This window comes from Vagococcus sp., assembly GCF_052102835.1.
Lineage (GTDB): Bacteria > Bacillota > Bacilli > Lactobacillales > Vagococcaceae > Vagococcus.
Genome location: NZ_JBQEIL010000004.1, coordinates 1 through 19,307 on the forward strand (window position 1 = coordinate 1; position 19,307 = coordinate 19,307).

17 protein-coding genes and 1 pseudogene are annotated in these 19,307 nt (G+C 33.7%); 17 read left to right on the forward strand and 1 reads right to left on the reverse strand.

What is annotated here, in order from left to right; genetic code table 11:
• Nucleotides 1-60: 60 nt before the first annotated feature.
• From ACTJFD_RS04915 to fucO, 10 genes and pseudogenes are all read left to right on the forward strand, one after another.
• Nucleotides 61-306 (forward strand): annotated as a pseudogene (locus ACTJFD_RS04915) (winged helix-turn-helix domain-containing protein); the annotation flags it as partial.
• Nucleotides 299-1,426, forward strand: a complete 1,128-nt coding sequence (locus ACTJFD_RS04920; RefSeq protein ID WP_442260003.1) for a sensor histidine kinase — start codon at nt 299-301, stop codon at nt 1,424-1,426. The pseudogene ACTJFD_RS04915 and the gene ACTJFD_RS04920, both read left to right, overlap by 8 nt.
• Before the next feature lie 25 nt (nt 1,427-1,451).
• Nucleotides 1,452-2,411, forward strand: a complete 960-nt coding sequence (hemH, locus tag ACTJFD_RS04925; RefSeq protein WP_442260004.1) for a ferrochelatase — start codon at nt 1,452-1,454, stop codon at nt 2,409-2,411.
• A gap of 343 nt (nt 2,412-2,754) precedes the next feature.
• Nucleotides 2,755-3,636 (forward strand): helix-turn-helix domain-containing protein, encoded by an 882-nt coding sequence (locus ACTJFD_RS04930; protein ID WP_442260005.1) that lies wholly within the window; start codon nt 2,755-2,757, stop codon nt 3,634-3,636.
• A gap of 20 nt (nt 3,637-3,656) precedes the next feature.
• Nucleotides 3,657-4,589 carry an FAD:protein FMN transferase gene (locus tag ACTJFD_RS04935; RefSeq protein WP_442260006.1) on the forward strand — a complete coding sequence of 311 codons (933 nt, stop codon included), beginning with the start codon at nt 3,657-3,659 and terminating at the stop codon, nt 4,587-4,589.
• 22 nt (nt 4,590-4,611) lie between these two features.
• Complete coding sequence (locus tag ACTJFD_RS04940) at nt 4,612-5,220, forward strand: NADPH-dependent FMN reductase (RefSeq protein WP_442260007.1); 609 nt, start codon at nt 4,612-4,614, stop codon at nt 5,218-5,220.
• Nucleotides 5,221-5,238: 18 nt separating this feature from the next.
• Nucleotides 5,239-6,426, forward strand: a complete 1,188-nt coding sequence (locus ACTJFD_RS04945) for an NAD(P)H-dependent oxidoreductase (RefSeq protein WP_442260008.1) — start codon at nt 5,239-5,241, stop codon at nt 6,424-6,426.
• A gap of 88 nt (nt 6,427-6,514) precedes the next feature.
• On the forward strand, nt 6,515-7,264 hold the full coding sequence (locus tag ACTJFD_RS04950; protein WP_442260009.1) for a zinc-ribbon domain-containing protein: 750 nt from the start codon (nt 6,515-6,517) through the stop codon (nt 7,262-7,264).
• A gap of 601 nt (nt 7,265-7,865) precedes the next feature.
• Nucleotides 7,866-11,333, forward strand: coding sequence for a hypothetical protein (locus tag ACTJFD_RS04955; protein WP_442260010.1), 3,468 nt, complete (start codon nt 7,866-7,868; stop codon nt 11,331-11,333).
• Between the two features lie 121 nt (nt 11,334-11,454).
• Entirely contained in the window at nt 11,455-12,594 is a 1,140-nt protein-coding gene (fucO, locus tag ACTJFD_RS04960) for a lactaldehyde reductase (protein WP_442260320.1), read from the forward strand.
• A 63-nt stretch (nt 12,595-12,657) separates the two neighbouring features.
• Here the strand turns inward: fucO and ndk are convergent, their stop codons facing one another.
• Nucleotides 12,658-13,059, reverse strand: a complete 402-nt coding sequence (ndk, locus tag ACTJFD_RS04965; RefSeq protein WP_442260011.1) for a nucleoside-diphosphate kinase — start codon at nt 13,057-13,059, stop codon at nt 12,658-12,660.
• Between the two features lie 200 nt (nt 13,060-13,259).
• On the opposite strand from ndk, the gene ACTJFD_RS04970 reads away from it, so the two are divergent.
• From ACTJFD_RS04970 to ACTJFD_RS05000, 7 genes are all read left to right on the forward strand, one after another.
• Entirely contained in the window at nt 13,260-13,895 is a 636-nt protein-coding gene (locus ACTJFD_RS04970; RefSeq protein WP_442260012.1) for a hypothetical protein, read from the forward strand.
• On the forward strand, nt 13,888-14,577 hold the full coding sequence (locus ACTJFD_RS04975) for a class D sortase (RefSeq protein ID WP_442260013.1): 690 nt from the start codon (nt 13,888-13,890) through the stop codon (nt 14,575-14,577). Before ACTJFD_RS04970 ends, ACTJFD_RS04975 begins: the two co-directional genes overlap by 8 nt.
• A gap of 11 nt (nt 14,578-14,588) precedes the next feature.
• On the forward strand, nt 14,589-15,497 hold the full coding sequence (locus ACTJFD_RS04980) for a hypothetical protein (protein ID WP_442260014.1): 909 nt from the start codon (nt 14,589-14,591) through the stop codon (nt 15,495-15,497).
• A 122-nt stretch (nt 15,498-15,619) separates the two neighbouring features.
• Nucleotides 15,620-16,321: a GTP pyrophosphokinase gene (locus ACTJFD_RS04985; RefSeq protein WP_442260015.1), complete on the forward strand. Its 702-nt coding sequence runs from the start codon at nt 15,620-15,622 to the stop codon at nt 16,319-16,321.
• A 128-nt stretch (nt 16,322-16,449) separates the two neighbouring features.
• Nucleotides 16,450-17,244: an SDR family NAD(P)-dependent oxidoreductase gene (locus ACTJFD_RS04990; RefSeq protein ID WP_442260016.1), complete on the forward strand. Its 795-nt coding sequence runs from the start codon at nt 16,450-16,452 to the stop codon at nt 17,242-17,244.
• Nucleotides 17,241-18,146 carry a dihydrodipicolinate synthase family protein gene (locus tag ACTJFD_RS04995; protein ID WP_442260017.1) on the forward strand — a complete coding sequence of 302 codons (906 nt, stop codon included), beginning with the start codon at nt 17,241-17,243 and terminating at the stop codon, nt 18,144-18,146. The genes ACTJFD_RS04990 and ACTJFD_RS04995 overlap by 4 nt, the downstream gene beginning before the upstream one ends.
• A gap of 2 nt (nt 18,147-18,148) precedes the next feature.
• Complete coding sequence (locus ACTJFD_RS05000; protein ID WP_442260018.1) at nt 18,149-19,303, forward strand: mandelate racemase/muconate lactonizing enzyme family protein; 1,155 nt, start codon at nt 18,149-18,151, stop codon at nt 19,301-19,303.
• Nucleotides 19,304-19,307 lie beyond the last annotated feature (4 nt).

A 19,307-nucleotide genomic window follows, 5' to 3' on the forward strand; every position in this document is an offset into this window, starting at 1 on the left:
TTATTAAGTATAGACACCTTATCTTTTTTGTTCAACTAAGTGTAACCTATTCAAGTTGTTCTTAACGAAAGTCCGATTAGTTTAACGCCAAAAGAATTTGGGATTTTAAAATTTTTGCTTGAAAACAAGGGAAAACCACTTACGTCAGAGGCTATTTTTCAAGAAGTTTGGCAAGAAAAATATTTTGAAGCGTCCAATAATACAGTCATGGTACATATTCGTCATATTCGTGAAAAAATGGAAGATACAATGGATAAGCCGAAGTATATTAAAACGGTTTGGGGAGTAGGGTATAAAATTGACTAATAAAAATAAAAGACGTTTTTTTATTTTACTTCTCATCCTAGTTTTGGTCATTGCTTTTTTATATTTTGTCGCAAATGATACGGCACTGGGAAAAATTATCGGTAAGATTGTCAATGAGATGTTTATCGATTTTGAACCACTCTCTCCAGAAAATAGCAATCATGAGTTATCTCGTGTGGACTGGGAATCGTTAAAAAAATTTTTGTTTTTGTCAGCTGTTATTTTTGTTTTATTAACAGGGTTAATTTCCTATTTAATTAGTAAATATCTGTTGAAAAAGGAACGGGAAGATATTAGTCTGTTTATAGCAAATTCTTTATATGCAGATTTGGATAATCTGAATGATGAGTATTCTGATATTCATAATGAATTAGAAAAAATTAAATTTACTAATTTGAAAAACGAAGAGTCTTTACTCCGAGAAACGCAACGTACCAAAGATCTGGTGACTTTTTTGGCGCATGATTTACGTACTCCGTTAGCTTCGGTCATTGGTTACCTAAATCTTTTAGTAGATACAGATGAAGCTCCAAAGGAAGTGCGTTTGAAATATTTGAAGATTACTTTGGACAAAGCCTATCGGTTAGATTATTTAATTGATGATTTCTTTGATATTACTCGCTTTAATTTTCATCATGTCGTTTTAGAAAATACGCCGTTTGATTTGAATTTATTATTTCAACAAATGGTTGAAGAGTTTTATCCGATCCTGAAAAAGAAAAATCAAAAGGTTCGACTTGATTTACCAGAGGTTTTAATCATTGAGGCAGATTCGGCAAAGTTAGCTCGTACATTCAATAATTTATTAAAAAATGCTTCTTCTTATGGTTATGAAAATAGTTTGATTGAAGTAAAAGCAACTGTTAGTGAAGATAAAATTCGTATTGTTATTTATAATGAAGGTAAAACGATACCATCTGAAAAGTTAAATAGTATTTTTGATAAATTTTATCGCTTGGATAATGCTAGAACAACGTCAAACGGAGGAGCAGGATTGGGCTTAGCCATCGCGAAAGAAATCGTTCAAGCGCATGGTGGTGTAATAACTGCTAATAGTGAAGACAATGTCACAACATTTACAGTCGACTTACCCTTAGTACCGTTGAAGGAATTGGAATAAATTAGACAGAATTGGAGTGAAAAAAGTGGTTAGAAAAGGAATACTACTTGCAAATATTGGAACACCAGAAAAACCAGAAAAAAAAGAAGTCCGTCATTATTTGAAACATTTTTTGGGAGATCCACGCGTGATTGATAAGCCGAGATGGCAGTGGTTGCCTATTCTTCATGGGATTATTTTAAATACACGGCCTAAAAAATCGGCTAAGTTATATCGTAGTATTTGGCAAGAAGAAGGGTCTCCTTTACTCATCCATACACAAGAACAAACTCGTTTATTACAAACACTCGTCCCTGAGATGAGTGTCAAGTACGGAATGGCCTATAGCAGACCAACCATTGCTGAATCCTTGCAACAGTTTCATCAAGAAGGTGTTGAAGAAATTGTTGTTTTACCATTGTATCCGCAATATTCAACGACGACAACAGCTGCCATACACGATGCTACCTTTCGATATTATTTAAAAGCTGAGGAAATCCCAACATTACATCTCTTAAAAGAATTTGCGACACATCCTTTGTATCTTACATTATTGAGAAAACAAATAAAAAAAGCGATTGAAGAGGTTCATCCAGATTTACTGATGATTTCTTATCACGGTATTCCTTTATCGTATGTTGAAAAGGGAGATCCTTACAAGGAACAATGTCTAGCGACAACACAAGCTCTTTTCAAGGATTTTTTAATTGGTATCCCTTATCAAGTGGCTTATCAATCCAAATTTGGTCCAGACGAATGGTTAACACCAGCTTTAGATGCAACTTTAAAAGAGTTACCTCATAAAGGAATAAAAAAAATAGTGGTCATTACACCGGGCTTTGTTTCAGACTGTATTGAAACACTTGAGGAAATAGAAGGGGAAAACCGCGAATACTTTATCGAAAATGGTGGAGAAGTCTTTCATTATGTTCACCCATTTAACAGTCAACTTGAGTTTATTCATTTATTGAAAGAGTTAGCGTGCCAACATTTATCTGGCTTCTGATGACTCATCTTACTCAACCGGAGCTGAGTTTGTAGCAGATGGTGGCTTAACCGCTCAATAAAATAATAAAAATAAAAAGGTCGTAAGAATTTTTCTTACCACCTTTTTTATTATTTCTAAGTTTTTATAGAGGTCTGAAGAAGAGTTGATAACTTTAATTGATTAAATAAGGTACAGTAAGTAGGTGAAATTAATTTGAATCGTTAAAAATTCATGTTTCGTTCTTAAAAATAGGTTATATTAAGGGAAACTAATCAAAAATTTAATGTTTCGTCATAAAATTTTGGAAAAGAATCAATACTAACATGTGTTGCTATGAATCTATTTTTCGGGGGGACTAAAGATGAATATTGAGCGATTTATTGAAAGACGTAAAGAATTGGGACTTTCACAAGTTGAACTGGCGTTAGGAATTTGTACACAAGCGACTTTAAGCCGATTTGAAAATAACGGACAAGTACCCAGTTTAAAAATTTTAATTAAACTTTGTGATCGTTTGGGACTACCATTGGGTAATTTATTTCCAAGAGTTGGTATAAAAAATGCCGAGGTAATAAAAAAAATGCACAAGATAGAATACCATTTAATGAGTGCTGACTACAAAAAAGCGAAACAAAATTTGGAACAGCTAGATGTAAAGCAAATCCAAGAAGCTGGTGAAATTCTTCATTATTTGTATTTAAAAGGTTTTTTAATGTGCTTCCTAAATGATGATATAACGAATACTTTATTTACTTTTGATAAATTATTATTGGATCCAAGCATGAAAGAGATCGATGTCTTCCGTTTGTTGGCTTATACTGGAATAGGTACTGTTTATTCTAAACAAGAGGAGTTAGAAAAAGCCGAATATTATTTCAATAAAGTCGTTGCCGAAATTTATTATTTTCCAACGAAAGAGTTAGTCGACACTTGGCGTGTTCTTCAGATGGTTTTAGCCTGTGGTATCTTTTATGCCAAAATGCGTGAATATGAGGCAAGCAATACCTTATTAAAATATGCTTTCTCAATTTGTGCAGATAATCGGGTGACGTATTGTTTGGATGAAATTGCCTTTCAGTTAGCTGAAAATAGTATTCAACAAAAACGAAGTTCAGCTACTATAATCGAAAAATTACATGATGCGCGAGCCTATGCTAAACTGAATCGTAATCAACCATTATTAGAAATGATCTCTAAAATTGAGAGTGACTCTTTAAAAAATCAAACAACAAGTGAGTTGTGAAGCTAAAGTGAGTGGAAGAAATGAAACAAGCAAGCTTAAAAATACAGCGGATGGGAACGGTCATCACGCTCCAAATTGAACATGAAACGCCGGAATTAGTGTTGCAAGGGTTAGACAAAAAATTAGAACGGTATGAAAAAATATTTAGTGCCAATGATATGACGTCAACATTGATGTTAGTTAATCAAAAAGCAGGTCAAGAAGCCGTTCATGTACCTAGCGATTTATTTGAATTAATTAAGATTGGTAAAACTCAAAGTTGTATTGAAGGAAGTTATTTAAATATTGCGATTGGCCCATTAGTTCAGAGTTGGCATATTGGTTTTAAAGATGCAATGAAACCCTCACAAGCAATAATTGACCAAAAATTACTATTGACCAATCCGCAGTTGATTCAATTAGATTCAATTAAACAAACGATTTTTCTAGAAAAAAAAGGAATGATGCTTGATTTAGGCTGTTTGGCAAAAGGTTATTTTGCGGATGAAATAGTTAAAGAGTTACGCCAAATGGGGGTAGAACACGCTCTAATTAATTTAGGTGGAAACGTGGTTGTCATGGGGCATTCACTTAATAACAAAGAGAACAAAAATTGGAAGATTGGTATTCAAGATCCTAGACAAGAAAGAAATAAACAGCTTGTTATAGTTCAAGTGAGTGATCAATCGGTAGTGACTTCAGGAGTGTATGAGCGTCAATTGAAGGTAGCAGACAAGACTTATCATCATATTCTGAATCCAACGACTGGTTATCCCGTTGAAACTGAGATGCTAAGCTTGACTGTTATTTCAAAACAATCGCTGGATGGAGAGATTTGGACGACTCGTTTATTTGGTAAATCAACTGAAGAAGCGTTGAACGTGTTGAATCAATTATCTGGGATAGAAGGATTAATTGTCACCACCTCGGAAGTTGTAATGTCTAAAGGTTTTAGTCAATATTTAAAAATTTAAATAAGAAAGGGAAGAAAATAGCATGAAAAAAATGATAGGTTTGGTTGGTACGAATTCCGACCAATCAACAAATCGTCAACTCATCCAGTTTATACAAAACCATTTTACTGAGCAGGCTGAGATTGAAATTTTAGAAATCAGAGAGTTACCACTCTTTAATAAACCGTCGAATCAAAAATTACCTCATTTAGTTTGTAAAATGGCTCAAAAAATTGAGGCGGCCGATGGCGTGATCATCAGTACACCAGAGTATGACCATAGTGTACCAGCCGCGTTAATCAATGCACTGAATTGGTTATCGTATGACGTTTATCCATTTGTAGACAAACCAGTGATGATAACGGGAGCTTCTTATGGGACATTAGGGTCTTCAAGAGCCCAAGCTCATTTGCGCCAAATATTAGATTCACCAGAATTAAAAGCTCGTATTATGCCCAGTTCTGAATTTTTATTAAGTCATTCTTTACAGGCTTTTGCTGAAGAAGGTCGATTAAAGGATAAAGAACAAGTCGCTAAATTAGAAGGCTTATTCGCTGATTTTATGAGGTTTGTTGAATTAACGAAGCAACTGAATCATGGTCATGCCCTAAATAAAAAAGAAGCAGAAAATTTCACTTGGGATGAGAGTTAAGTAAAGGAGAAAATTATTATGAAACTAGTTGGAATTATAGGCTCTAATTCAGAGCAATCTTATAATCGTTTATTATTACAGTATATTCAAAAGAATTATGTTTCACTTTTTGAATTGGAATTGTTAGAAATTAAGGATGTTCCCATGTTTAATCAAAGTGATGACCAGACGAAAAGTGCTGTCATTCAAAATTTAAATCAAAAGATAACGGAAGCAGATGGTGTAATTATCGCAACACCAGAACATAATCACACTATTCCAGCAGCGTTAAAAAGTGTTTTAGAGTGGTTATCTTTTAAAATTCATCCATTAGAAAATAAACCAGTCATGATAGTGGGGGCCTCTTATTATGATCAAGGCTCCTCACGGGCACAACTTCATTTACGTCAAATATTGAATGCACCAGGTATCCATGCAATGGTGATGCCAGGAAATGAATTTTTACTTGGAAAGGTTAAAACTGCTTTTGACCAAGCGGATAATTTAGTCGATGAAAAAACCAAGTTGCTTTTAGAAGGGACACTAAAAAAATTCTTAAAATATATTGATGTACTGTCAGTTTTAAATGAAGTAGAAACGGTCAAGGATGAAACAGAAGATTTATTTGCAACACAAGCTATTGCAACCACGGTTACTGGTATCGACCCTAAAAGTGAAAACTGGCTAAAAGAAGCTGCGGAGCATGTACAGGCAGTTGAAGGTAACACTTACGTCAAGCTAGCAAACGGCTTGTTGACGGTCGATCAGTTAAATAGTTTATTGGCATCTCTACCGATGGAGATATCTTACACAGATAGTAACAACCAGTTTTTATTTTATAATGCTACAAATAAAGCAGAGATGTTGGCTTCTCGGAAAGTTAGTCAAGTGGGGAATTCTTTAGCGGATTGTCATCCAGAAAAGGCCTATCCTCAAATTGAATGGTTACTACAACAATTACGTTCAGGGAGAGAACAGGCTATTTGTTCGCATGTACCTTCAGCTAATTTGGATAGCTATAATGTTCACCATTATCAAGCAATGTATGACCGTCAGAATGAATATGTTGGAGTTAATGAGATGGTGACGGATATAAAACCTTTAGTTGAATGGTATTTAAAAGAAACAAATCAAATGTTAGTTGGGAATAGCGATGCTATTTCAAGTTCTACGATAAAAGATGAAGATGTTGATGGCACTTCTGGAGCATCAGAAAAAGTTGAATGAGTCATTTAAACCCATTTTTATCCCTTGCTAATTTGTTGTTGGTATGTAAAAATAAATAAGATAAAAAGTTATATTGAGGAGTAATAGAATGAAAAAGTTTTGTGTGAATTGTGGGAATACTTTAGATGAAGGGATCAAGTTTTGTACAAAATGTGGTCAACAAGTGTTGGAGCCAGCTAGTGAAACACCAATTATTCAGCCGATGAATAAAGAAACAACGTTTAATCCTGTTCAGAAACAAGAGATAAAAACAAGTAAACATGATGTTTTAGATTTTATTAAAAAGAATAAAATCGCTCTTGCAATAGGTTGTTTAGTTATTATTGCTCTTATTTTTATTTTAAATAGAAATCCATTGTCTGGAACTTGGGTGGCGCAAAAAGATGATGATTTTCCAGGAACAGTGAAAATAGCAGGTAATAATTTAGAAGCGAACATTTCTGTTGAAGGAAATCATTTTAAACTTAAAGGTAAATTGAAAAAAGAAGAGGAAAATCTATACTCTTTAAATCTTCTGGATACTAAAATATCAGGAGAAATCAAAGATTTTTATGATAGTTATTCGTCAGAGCAAGAATTTGTTGAAGAAGTCATTGATAATATTGCTTCTGAAATACCGATTGATGAAACACAAATTCGTCAAGTTTTAAAAGGTTTTGATAAAAAAGGAAACAACTTAGTTTTTTCAGTTGATGTTAGTAAAATCTCTAAACAAGCGGTTGGTAGTTTGGTGCAAGGAGTTGCTAGTCGTTTTACGAAGCTTAACATTACTAAAATATCTAATAATTTAATTAATGTAACTTTCCAAGGTCAAAAAATTGATTTAATTAAAAAATAAGCGGATTAAATACGAGACTTATTCAATTTTTGCGTGCTAAAGCTAACTTTTAGAGGGAAATGTTATTCATTTCACTAAATTTCATTAAAAAGTTGTTGTTTATTTTTTGTGAATCCGTTATAATAAAGGTGCTTGCAAAAGTAAAAGAAGATTATTTTATTGAACAGTTAAGTTGTCATTGTAAATCGCATGTCATATTTTATCTTAAACTAACTTTAAGAAGAAATAGGTTGATTTTCAAGGCTGACTTGATTTTGGTCATAAAATGCTCTTCAAAAATTGTAACATACTCTCTTATACGCTAGGTCATGTCTTGAAAATAGATGTGGTCTTTTTTTTGTTCAATCTTTATTTGATTAAAATAAGAGATAAAATAAACCTTATCTATATGAGAAGTTTAACTATACTTCTCATTAGATAAGGTTTATTTTTTTATTCAGCGATAATTAGAGTTGCCTTTTCAAAAACGACAATACTTGTCAAAGTTGCCAAAACTAGGGTGAAAAAGAAAGAGTAGTGAACTTGTTTGTTATATATGTTGAGTTATTATATACTATTGCTAAGTTTATTTTACTTATAGTAAAGAAATAGGGGATATATGGTGAATTATGCTAAGTATTTAATGAAATCATTATTAATGACAACTATTTTTTTGTTTTTAAATGGTAGCGTTTTTTTTGCTGCTCAAGAATTTAAATCAATTTTAACATTACCAGGGATAAATAAAGTCGAATCACGAGGGACCGTTCCTTTGCCGGTAGACAATAGTTATACACCTAAATTTAGTCAAGCGGACTCAACAGCAACGGCACAAACAGATGATCAAGAGGTTAAATTATCTATTATTGAAGCAGAAGATAATAATGATGATTCTTTTAAGGGAAAGATAGCCATTTTTGAGAAGAAGGAAGCAAGTAAGACAAATAAAAGTACAGGTTCTGTTCTTTACAAAAATATGGGACGTTATAAAGGTAAAAATGTAAACGTTCGTTTAAAGTTTAGTACAAATTCTAAAAAATTAGTTTTAGGTTTAAGTAATACAAATGCACTTGGTATTTATAATGGATTGTATTCTGACGGAGGAATCTTTATAGATGTAAGTTATGAATTTTTGGATGACCAGCTAGCACCGATGACAATCAGTGGACATTGGACCTATTATGCATTAAATATATTGAAAGATATAAAGTTTTCCAAAAATCAATTTGATAAATATTATGCGATGACTTCAGCTGACTACCAATATGCAATGGATGATTCTGATGAAAAAATAACATTGGGTAAAAGGGATAGTACGACTCATGATAATCGTGATAATTCTTATTTAACTGTAACATTTAATAATAAATCAAAGCTAAACTATCAAATTGAATGTTTAAAACCCAATAATACATTTGGGGTACTTTATGCGTCTAACTCTATTTGTAAAATTGTGAATCATGAGATATTTGCAGGAGGTAAAACGATTCGAGGACAATATCGTAACGAACATCGCCAGATTTACCAACTAGAGCCACGAGTCCCTCATGTCGATAAAAATGCATACTATAAAAATTATCAAATTCTAGCACCATTAGCAGCACCTTTAGAAGTTGAGGCCTCAAAGATAAAAATTACCGATGAAAATGAGGTTGATCGAACGAATTTGTTTGATGTTTCAATATCGGGAACGAATGAATTGAGTATCAAAGCTAAAAAAGAGGGTGAAACGATTAGTAATTCTGAATTTTATGACCATCGATATACCATTAAAATCTTTGGTAAAACGAAAGACAGCGAAAAGAAGAAAGACTTAAAATTACCGTTACAAGCTGTTTTAACCGTTGACGGAACGCCATATTCATCGAATAAAGCTGAAACACAGTTTGATGCAACTACAGAAAATGATTTAAATGTGAAGGTCAAGCGAACAGGACAGATATTGACTTTTACGGATGTTCAGTTGGAGGATAGTACCATTTTAAAAAGAGATTATCAAATGATAGAGTTTAAATTACCTGAGAAGATAGAACCAGAAAAATTAGAATTACCTGATAAGTGGTTTCAATTGAAAAAATCAGATGATGATCAAGATAATATTATTACACTTTCGATGAAAGGAAATAATAGTGCCAAGCAGATTAAAACATTTTTAGAAAAAAATATTAGTTTTCTGGATAAAAATGCGAAAGGCGTATTAAATAAGCAAAAAATAGAAGTTATTATGTTCTCTGAAGTGATTACTTCTTTACAAGATGAGGAAGGGATTCGTCATTATTATCAGTTTGTTTCAGTAGATAAACCGGCAGCGGTCAATGATTATACTTGGTTACACGCGTATAATGATGCTAAGAAAATGAATTTACGTGGCTTACGTGGTTATTTAGCAACGTTGACAAGCTTTGAGGAACATAGTTTTGTTTATGATAATATTGCGAAATACTCTGGTTACTTTGGAGGTACTCGTTTATTGAGAGGAAGTACAAAACAATATATCAACGATCCAGTGTCATTAAGCACGGATATTGGTGACTACTCGTATAATGATCCTGCATCAGATAAATGGTATTGGGCAAATGGTCCTGAGGCGGGAAAAATTTTTTATGACTTTCGAACATATAGTGATTTTAAAGCAGATTCGCGTCCAGTGAATGAAAAAGAGATTGCTTATAATGGATTTAGGAATAAAGAAAATAAAAAATTGATGCTACCTACAGATGATCCCAACGAAATAATGGAAAATTCGGCAGAACCAAACGATAGTGGGAAGAGAGAATTCGTGACCCAGTTTGCTGTAAGTGGTAAGTGGTGGAATGATGTCCCACATAATACAATGGCCACGTCTAATATTTTAGGTTACTATGTTGAATTCTCTGAATATGGTGATCAAGTAGAAACTGAAACAGATGAAAATGAAATTCAAGCAATCGCAACAGCAAAAATACCAGCACCTATTCGTCAATCCTTTAAAAGTGCAACGAATAATCAAGAGCTTTATTCGTTAAAAGATTATGATGATGGAATTAAAATCGGTGACCGGTTGACACTTGAGACTAAAACGAAAGAACATTATCTGATTGAAAAACCAGCGACTCGTGAAGTGACCATTACAGACACAACTCAAGAAATCATAGATAAATACCAACCTAAAAAATATACAATAACGTATGATTTACTTGGCGGTACAAGTGAAAAAGAACTAACGCAAACCTTTACGATAGAAGATAAACAAGTCACTCTTTTATCTAGTGATGGAATTATAAAAAAAGGTCATGAATTAATCAAATGGGAAGCAAAAGAAGTTGGAAAGGACTATACACTTGGGCAAGTCGTTACTAGCAAAGAACTTGGCGGCTCACTCAAATTGTCTGCAAATTGGGAAATAAAAGAAGTCATGATGACAGTTTATTATAAGCTAGAGAATAAAAATGGGAATTTAGAAGACTTAAAGGATTTAGAGCAAGAATTAGAAGTAAAAAAATTCAAACATGTTGAAGTCCAAGTCGATGATCCTATATTGACTCATTTAAATCCACTAATCAATCAAAAAGTGAAAGGCTACCTTTATCAGAGAAGTACGCTAAAAACATTAGATAATGAGTTAGGTGCATTGATGGAAAAAATACCTCAGCATGATTTTGAGGTTAACATGATTTATACAGGAACGTTAGATTTAGAAGTTCCACTCAGTCTAACGTTTAAACCGCAAAAACTATTAGCAACAAAGCAAACCAGGATTCCTTTAACAAGACTATCAACGATAGAAATAATCAATACTCAGGGAGAAGGAAGCCAGTGGAAATTAGGTGTGACGTTGGCCAAAAAAATGAAATTAAAAAAAGGACTAAGTGGCGATCAAAAGTTACTAGGTCAAATTTATTATCAAGAAAATGCGTTAGGAGAACCTAAATTAATTAGCTCAGGGTCAGTGACTGACCTGAAAAAAGAAGAAAATCCAACCATTATAAATGACTTACTATTATTTACAGAAGACCAGTCAAAAGGTCTTTATCTTGATACTTTTACAGGTAATTTGGCAGGTAAATATGAAGATGGCGAAATAGATTGGGAATTAGCGAATGTGAAATAAAAAAATGAAGATTTTAAAAAAACTTGTTCAGTAATACACAAATAACGTTAAATGATGGTATAATAATAGATAAGCTATTCAAAAAATAACAAAAGGATGATGTATTGTGTCAGTTAACCGTATGATTTTAAATGAAACGTCTTATTTTGGAAAAGGTGCCATTCAAGAAATTGTACCAGAAATTAAAAAAAGAGGATTTAAAAAAGTATTGCTTGTAACCGATAAGCAATTGGCGACATCAGATGTTGTAGGTTCGATTAAAGAATTATTAACGACAGCGACGATTAATTTTGAAGTTTATAGTGGAATTGTACCGAATCCATCAATTGAAGATGTTCAAAATGGAGTAGAGTTTGCTAAGAAAATGCAAGCAGATTGTATTTTAGCCGTTGGAGGTGGGTCACCAATTGATACTGCTAAAGCAATTGGGATCATTGTTACTAATCCCGAATTTGCAGACGTACGAAGTTTAGAGGGTGTTGCAGATACTAAGAAACCATGTTTACCAATCTTAGCAGTTCCAACAACAGCCGGAACAGCAGCAGAAGTAACGATTAATTATGTGATTACAGATAAAGAAAAAAACAGAAAATTTGTTTGTGCCGACCCACATGATATTCCCGTTGTTTCTTTTGTCGATAGTGATTTAATGATGGGAATGCCTAAAGCATTGTGTGCAGCTACTGGTATGGATGCACTGACTCATGCGGTTGAGGGATTGATTACTCAAGGCGCTTGGGAAATGACGGATATGCTGCATTTGAAAGCAATTGAAATTATCACGCGTTCTTTAAAAGACTCAGTAGAAGGCAATCAAACAGCTAGAGAAGAAATGGCATTAGGCCAATATATCGCAGGCATGGGTTTTTCAAATGTTGGTTTAGGACTTGTTCACGGGATGGCACATCCATTGAGTGCTTGGTATGATATCCCCCACGGTGTTGCGTGTGCCTCTTTATTACCAACGGTTCTAGACTTTAATAAAGATTTTACGGGTGAGAAATATCGTGAGATGGCAAAAGTGATGGGAATTGAAAATGCTGAGACCTTATCATTAAGCGACGTTCGTGAGAAGGTTGTTACGGCAATTGATACTTTGGGTCAAGCTGTAGGTATCCCAAGAACTATTTCTGAATTAGGTGTGAAACAAGAAGATTTAGAAGAAATTGCTAAGGATGCAATTAATGATGTTTGTTCACCAGGAAATCCACGAGAAGCAAGTTTAGAACAAGTCATTGCACTATATGAAAGTTTAATGTAATAAAATAAACTTATCAACGAACAGTTTATAATCTGTCGTTGATAAGTTTTTTTATTTTAATATTTAACCAAAGAAACGCTTAATTTCAATTTCTGCAGCAGTGGTTGAATCAGAAGCATGAATAATATTCGCACCTGATTCAAAAGCATATTTAGCTCGAATAGTTCCAGGTAGAGCTTCTAAAGGATTAGTCGCTCCCACCATTTGACGGATAGCAGCAATTCCAGAAGGGCCTTCTAAAATCAAACAAACAACAGGACCTGATGTCATGTAATCAATGACATCTTGGAAGAATGATTTTCCCTCTAAATGAGCATAATGTTCTTTAACAATGTTCTTTTCTAATAACTCCATTTTCATTTCTTTGATCGCAAATCCTCTTTGTTCAAAACTTTGAATAATTTCACCAATGATTTGTTTTTTGACACCATCAGGTTTGATGATAACAAGTGATTGTTCTAACAATTAAATTCCTCCTAAAAAGTGATAACGCTTTCATTATACTGAAAGTTCTGAAAAAAGCAACCCTGTTTTTAACTGTTGATTTTATCGTTATAACACTAAGAAAATAAATGAATTGTAAAAAGGTGTTAATTATTTATCTTTTAAAGAATAAAGAAACATGTTATAATAAAGTATGTATATATAAAGGAGGAGTTTTTAGTATGAAACGATTTTTAAGTTTTCTATTAATGGTAGGTTTAATCATGCTTTTTCCAGTGATTACACATGCTGAAGGAGCAATCACTGCTGACGAACAACGTATTTTAGATGCGTTAAATCAAGGGGTTACAGCAAATGGTCAAACATTTTACTTTTCGTCAACTGATATTCAACAAGCAGAAAACGATTTAAAAACATATGATTATGAAGCATCAACAGTTAATCAAATTGTTGGCAATATAAACTCTGCTCGTCAATTAGTTATTGACAATTCAGCAGGAATGACAGCATCAAGCTTAACTGATTTATTAAAACAATTACCTAGAGATGTTCAAAAGCAAGTAGGGTATTATGTAGCCGCTTCGGCTAAAGCATTAGATGTTAAAGTGGATCAAAATGGTTCAGTTGTGACTAATAATTACTATACTAATGGCGAAACTGAAAAAGGTTCAAAAGGTGGAGCAGCAAGTGGAGACGCTGGTCGTAAAGTTTTTGTACCAACGAATGCTAAAAATCCAGTTGTTAAAACAACAGGTGGTAATTATGTGATGCCCTTTGCTGTTTTAGGTTCATTAGCAATTGCAACTTTTGGATTAGCGATTGCATCAAGTAACAAATGGAGTACCATCAATGCGTAAGAATAAATTATTGGCGTATCTCTATATGCCCATAATTTTTTCTTTTTTTAGTGTCCTTTTGTTAGCCCTATTGTTATCTCCTTTTATGAAAACAACAAAAGTTGTTTTGGGAGCAGTAACGGTTAACAACCCGACTGAGATAATGAAAAAAGAAAATAAATCTATTTTTAAGCCAAATGAAGAGATTAAGAAAATTAAACCCGTCAATAATAATAAGCAACTTCCATCGAGCAAAATCGAGTATCCAACTTTAGGTACTGAATATGGACGTGTAATTGTTGATAAGTTTAATGTACAAGCAAAATTGATTTATGGTGACTCGCCAGAGGATTTAAGAATAGGTGTTGGGCATTTTAATGGGAGTGTTTTCCCTGGAGAAAAGGGAGCAACTTTAATTGGCGGTCATAATACAAATGAATTGGCTGCTTTAGATAATGTTATTTCAGGTGATACAATTACAGTTAAAACAAACTATGAAACGTATCAATATCGAGTTTCAGATAAAAAAGTATTAAGATTTGATGATTCAGAGGCCATTAAATCGCTGTATGATAAAACGATTGAAACAAATAAACTCATTCTTTATACTTGCTATCCAATTGATATGATTGGTCTAACGGATGACCGTTTATTTGTCTATGCTGATTTAGTATCTGGTAAGATGCTTGATGATGCTCAGTAGGAGGAAAAGTCGTGCAAAAAAAACTAGTTTCACTTTATCAAGGATTAATCACCATCATGATGATTATGGTTTTATTTTTATTATCCGCTTTAATTCTGACACGACAAACGTATGTGTCAAGTGAGTATCTGATTAAGACAGCTGAAGAAATAAATTACTATGAAGAAACAGCTCAAAATATAAATCAATCGTTTCAAGATATAGGGATGGCAAGTGGAATTTCAAAAGATGGTTTGGAGCAAGTAATCTCAAAAGATCAAGTAAAAAAAGATTTTGATGGTTTCATTAACGCTTCTTTTAAAGGAAAAGCCTATGAAGTCAATCGTAAAGAAATCGAAAATGAAGTCAATCAAGCGGTTCAAAGTTATGCGAAAAAAACAAACAAGAAGATCACCCAAGAGAACGAACAGGCGATTTCTTTTTTTCTAGAAAAAACATCGGAAAGTTATGATCAAGCATTACGTTTGCCGTTAGTTCCGACGATTGGTTTACGAGTTGCTCAATTTAAAAATCAAATAGTCAAATTAATCATTGGATTGTTATTGGTTTTAACGTTACTTATGGGGTTACAATATTTTGCTTCAAAACGTCGGTTGCATATCATGTTACGTTTTGTTGCATATGCAAATTTAAGTACAGGGTTATTGTATTTTCTATCAGCGATTGTATTGAAATATTTTAATCCAGTTCATCGGTTATCATTGACTGATAAAAATTTATTTGATTTGGTAACAACGTATGTCACAGGAACCTTTTCTTGGTTACTTGTTCTTGGTTTAATCTTTATTGTTATTGGCTCAATCTTTGCAATTCTATCCAACTCAATTCGAACTCGCTTGATAAAAAAATCAAGACGTAGAGAATTAGAAAAGAAAAAAGGTTATGACATGTTTTACCATCAAAAAAATGTGTCCAGATAAAGAACAGAAGAGTTGGACATAATTATGACCAATTCTTTTTTTGTTATATTCTTTTTAGCTAAAAATTCATATTTTGTAGTTAAAATGGAAATAATTAATAAAGTTAGGTGGAACGAAAAAATATGGAATTTGCCCCACAAAAATTACTTAAAATGATTGATGAAAATAAAAAGAATACCAATATGTATTTAAAAATTTTAGAGAGTTATGTTAACATGAGTATTTATTATCAGTCAGCGATAGATGAGATTGAAACTAAATTAAAAATTATTGATCGTGAATTAAGCTATCATGAAACGATTGGTCGAGCCAATATGCTTCATCAAGTTCAGTCGCGAGTGAAATCATTTGAGAGTATTTTAAAAAAGCTTGAACGAAAAAATTTGATGTATTCACCTGAAATTGTTGAAAAAGAACTTTTAGATATTGCTGGTATTCGAATTATTTGTTCTTATATTGATGATATTTACCTTATTTTAAATTCGTTAAGTCAACAATCTGACATTACCATTTTAGAAGTCGAAGATTATATCAAAGAGCCTAAAGAAAGTGGTTATCGAAGTTTACATGCGATTCTTGAAATTCCAGTTTTTTTCTTTAAAGAAACGAGAAAGTTAAAGGTCGAAATTCAGTTTCGGACGATTGCGATGGATTTTTGGGCGAGTTTGGAACATGGGTTACGCTATAAAATGACAACGACAGAACCAGAGTTGGCAAAACGCTTAATAAGTAGTGCTTTGACAATAGCGACAATGGAAGAAGAAATGTTAGCTATACGAAATGAAATCGAACAACAAAAATTAAATGCATCTAACAATCGCTAAGTTTTAGATTGTTAGATGTTTTTTTGTTTACTCTACAAAAGTGTAAATAGACTCTTCAAAGTTATATTGGATTAATTATAAGAGAGGGTATACTTAATCTATCAAAATAAACAGGTGGTGAGCATCGAGTGTTGAAAGAAAAAGTCTGTATTGTTACAGGGGCAGGTAAGGGGATAGGTGCTGGTATCGCTAAAGAGATAGCCAAAGCTGATGGAATAGTGATTGTAGCAACTTTGATAGCAGAAGAAGGGCAAGCAGTAGTCGAAGAAATTACTTCCCGAAATGGAAACGCTTATTTTGTTCAGTTAGATGTTTCAAATGAAGAGAACATAAAAGCAATGGTAAACGAAGTAATCGACAAATATGAAAGAATAGATTGCTTGATTAACAATGCAGGCATTACAGAATTTAAACCAATGGAAGATGTGACAGAAGAAGATTGGTACCGGGTGATGGATATTGATTTAAAAGGTGTTTTTCAATGTACGAAATATGTGAGTCATTGGATGAAACAACAACAATCAGGGTCGATTATTAATATCGCAACCAATCATATTTTTTCAACGTTACATCATGCTGAAGTTTATAATGCAGCCAAAGGTGGTGTTAGTGCCATGACACGTAGTATGGCATTGAGTTTAGGTAAAGATAATATTCGAGTAAATACCATTTGTCCAGGTTTTACAGACACTCCTCATCATCAAGAGTGGGTTAATCATCGTGTTGGAACGCCAAAAGAAGTAAAACAGGAAATTCAAGATTTACATGCGATTAATAAAATCTGTAAACCAGAAGATGTCGGCCATTTAGCAGTTTTTTTAGCGAGTCCTTATTCAGAGTGTATTACAGGTTCGGATATTGTGATTGATGGTGGTTTATCAATATCATTATTTAAATCAAAATTATTGGAGGCGAAGAAATGATAAAGGGAATAGCACCAATTTTAGCAGCGACATTTGATGAGACTGGCGCTGTCGACTATGCAAGTTTTAAAGCGTTACTGACTTATTATTCATCATTAGAAGTTGAAACGTTATGTTTATTTGGAATAGCGACTGAATTTTATAAGTTTTCAGGGGATGAACGAGAAAAGGTAGTGGATTTATTCTTAACTAAACAATTAAATAAAAAGGGTGAAAAAATAAAAAAAGTGGTTTCAGTGACGGATCATAGTGCTGAGGTTGCTGTTAAGAGAGCACAAGAGTTGGAGGAGAAGGGGGCCGATTGGCTGATGATTTTTCCACCTTATTTTTTAGGACCTAGTGAAACGGCAATTGTTTCACATATTGGAAAAATAGCTGATGCGGTTGAATTACCTATCATTATTCAGTATGCACCGAGCCAAACAGGGGTGAAAATGTCACCTGAACCTTTAGCTGGACTGACTAAAAAATACCCAAATATTAAAATCATTAAAGTCGAAACACAACCACCGGGAAAATATTTAACGGCATTACTACAAATTGATTCGACGATATCAGGTTTAGTTGGCTATGCTGGAACACAAATGCCAGATTTCATTCATCGTGGGGGAGCAGGTGTACAACCGGGCTGTTCGTTCCCAGAAATTTACTTGAAATTATGGTCGTTTTTAGAGGAGAATAATCCGGTCGCTTTTAATAAATTGTTTCAACGTTTATTACCTTATACGGCTTATTGGATGCAACATGTTGAGCTCATCATTAGTGTTGAAAAAGAAATTCTTTACCGACGTGGGATTATCCAGTCAGCTTATTGTCGAACACCAGCATATCAGCTGGATAAGGTGGAGCAAGAAATGATTAGTGAATTTTTACTTGAATTTAAAGATGAATTGGGGAGATAAAGATGAAAATAACAGATGTTAAAACGTATATAGCAGGTAACGAATGGAAAAACTGGGTTTTTGTTGAAGTTGAAACGGATATTGGTGTGACTGGTGTTGGAGAAGCAACGCTTAATGGTTTTGCAAAAACAGTTGAAGCAGCCATTCACGAAATTAAAAAATTTGTCATTGGAAAAGATCCGTTTGATGTTGAAAAAAATGTTTTGCGTCTTTTTAGAGACAACTATTCGGATGGTGGTCAGATTCATGGTTCAGCGATTTCAGGAATTGAGTATGCTTGTATGGACATTATGGGGAAATATTTAGAGCAGCCAGTTTATAATCTTTTAGGCGGACGGTTCAATCAAAAACTACGTGTTTATGCGAACGGTTGGTATCGCAGTGGCACAACGTCTGAAGAATTAGCCAAACAAGCTCGTGAAACAGTGGCAAAAGGATATACCGCCTTAAAATTTGATCCATTTGGTGCGGCTTGGAAGTCAATGACTATGGAAGAAATTAATATTGCGATGGACAACGTTCGTGTCGTTCGTGAAGCGGTCGGTCCTGATATTGATATTATGATTGAAGGGCATAATCGTCTAAGCACACATACCGCGAAGTTAATTGCTAATCGTTTAGCGCCTTACCAACCAACATGGTTTGAAGCTCCAGTAATGCCACAACGTATTTCAAACGTATCAGAAGTCGCTCGTTATAGTCCAGTTCCAATCGCTTGTGGAGAAGACTTCCATACGAAAGATCAATTTGCAGAATTATTAATGCAAGATAGTGTTCATATCATTCAATTAGAACCACAATATCTAGGTTTAACTGCAGCGAAGCAAGTGTGTGCAATGGCACAAGCTTTTAATGCAGTCACAGCACCTCATAGTGCGCAGGGACCATTGTGTTCAATCGCAGCCGCTCATTTAAATACAGCATCGCCTAGTTTCTTTGTTCATGAAATCTTTGAAGATTTTAACCAAGAAGATTGGACGCAAAATGTTTTAACGAATCAGCTTAAGATTGTTGATGGTCATATTGAAGTGAGTGATGCTCCTGGTTGGGGAACAGAATTAAATAAAGAAATCATCGCAGAACATCCTTACCAAAGTAATCGTTACTTACCACTTTTTAAAAAAGGCTGGGAATCAAGAAAACCAGTATCTGAATAAGAAA

Bases quoted from the DNA above. Each gene is read 5' to 3' on its own strand.
- ACTJFD_RS04970 (WP_442260012.1), top strand. From the start codon at position 13,260: ATGAAACGATTTTTAAGTTTTCTATTAATGGTAGGTTTAATCATGCTT.
- ACTJFD_RS04985 (WP_442260015.1), top strand. From the start codon at position 15,620: ATGGAATTTGCCCCACAAAAATTACTTAAAATGATTGATGAAAATAAA.
- ACTJFD_RS04945 (WP_442260008.1), top strand. From the start codon at position 5,239: ATGAAACTAGTTGGAATTATAGGCTCTAATTCAGAGCAATCTTATAAT.
- ACTJFD_RS04995 (WP_442260017.1), top strand. From the start codon at position 17,241: ATGATAAAGGGAATAGCACCAATTTTAGCAGCGACATTTGATGAGACT.
- ACTJFD_RS04935 (WP_442260006.1), top strand. From the start codon at position 3,657: ATGAAACAAGCAAGCTTAAAAATACAGCGGATGGGAACGGTCATCACG.
- ACTJFD_RS04950 (WP_442260009.1), top strand. From the start codon at position 6,515: ATGAAAAAGTTTTGTGTGAATTGTGGGAATACTTTAGATGAAGGGATC.
- fucO (WP_442260320.1), top strand. From the start codon at position 11,455: ATGATTTTAAATGAAACGTCTTATTTTGGAAAAGGTGCCATTCAAGAA.
- ACTJFD_RS04975 (WP_442260013.1), top strand. From the start codon at position 13,888: ATGCGTAAGAATAAATTATTGGCGTATCTCTATATGCCCATAATTTTT.
- ACTJFD_RS04930 (WP_442260005.1), top strand. From the start codon at position 2,755: ATGAATATTGAGCGATTTATTGAAAGACGTAAAGAATTGGGACTTTCA.
- ACTJFD_RS05000 (WP_442260018.1), top strand. From the start codon at position 18,149: ATGAAAATAACAGATGTTAAAACGTATATAGCAGGTAACGAATGGAAA.
- ACTJFD_RS04940 (WP_442260007.1), top strand. From the start codon at position 4,612: ATGAAAAAAATGATAGGTTTGGTTGGTACGAATTCCGACCAATCAACA.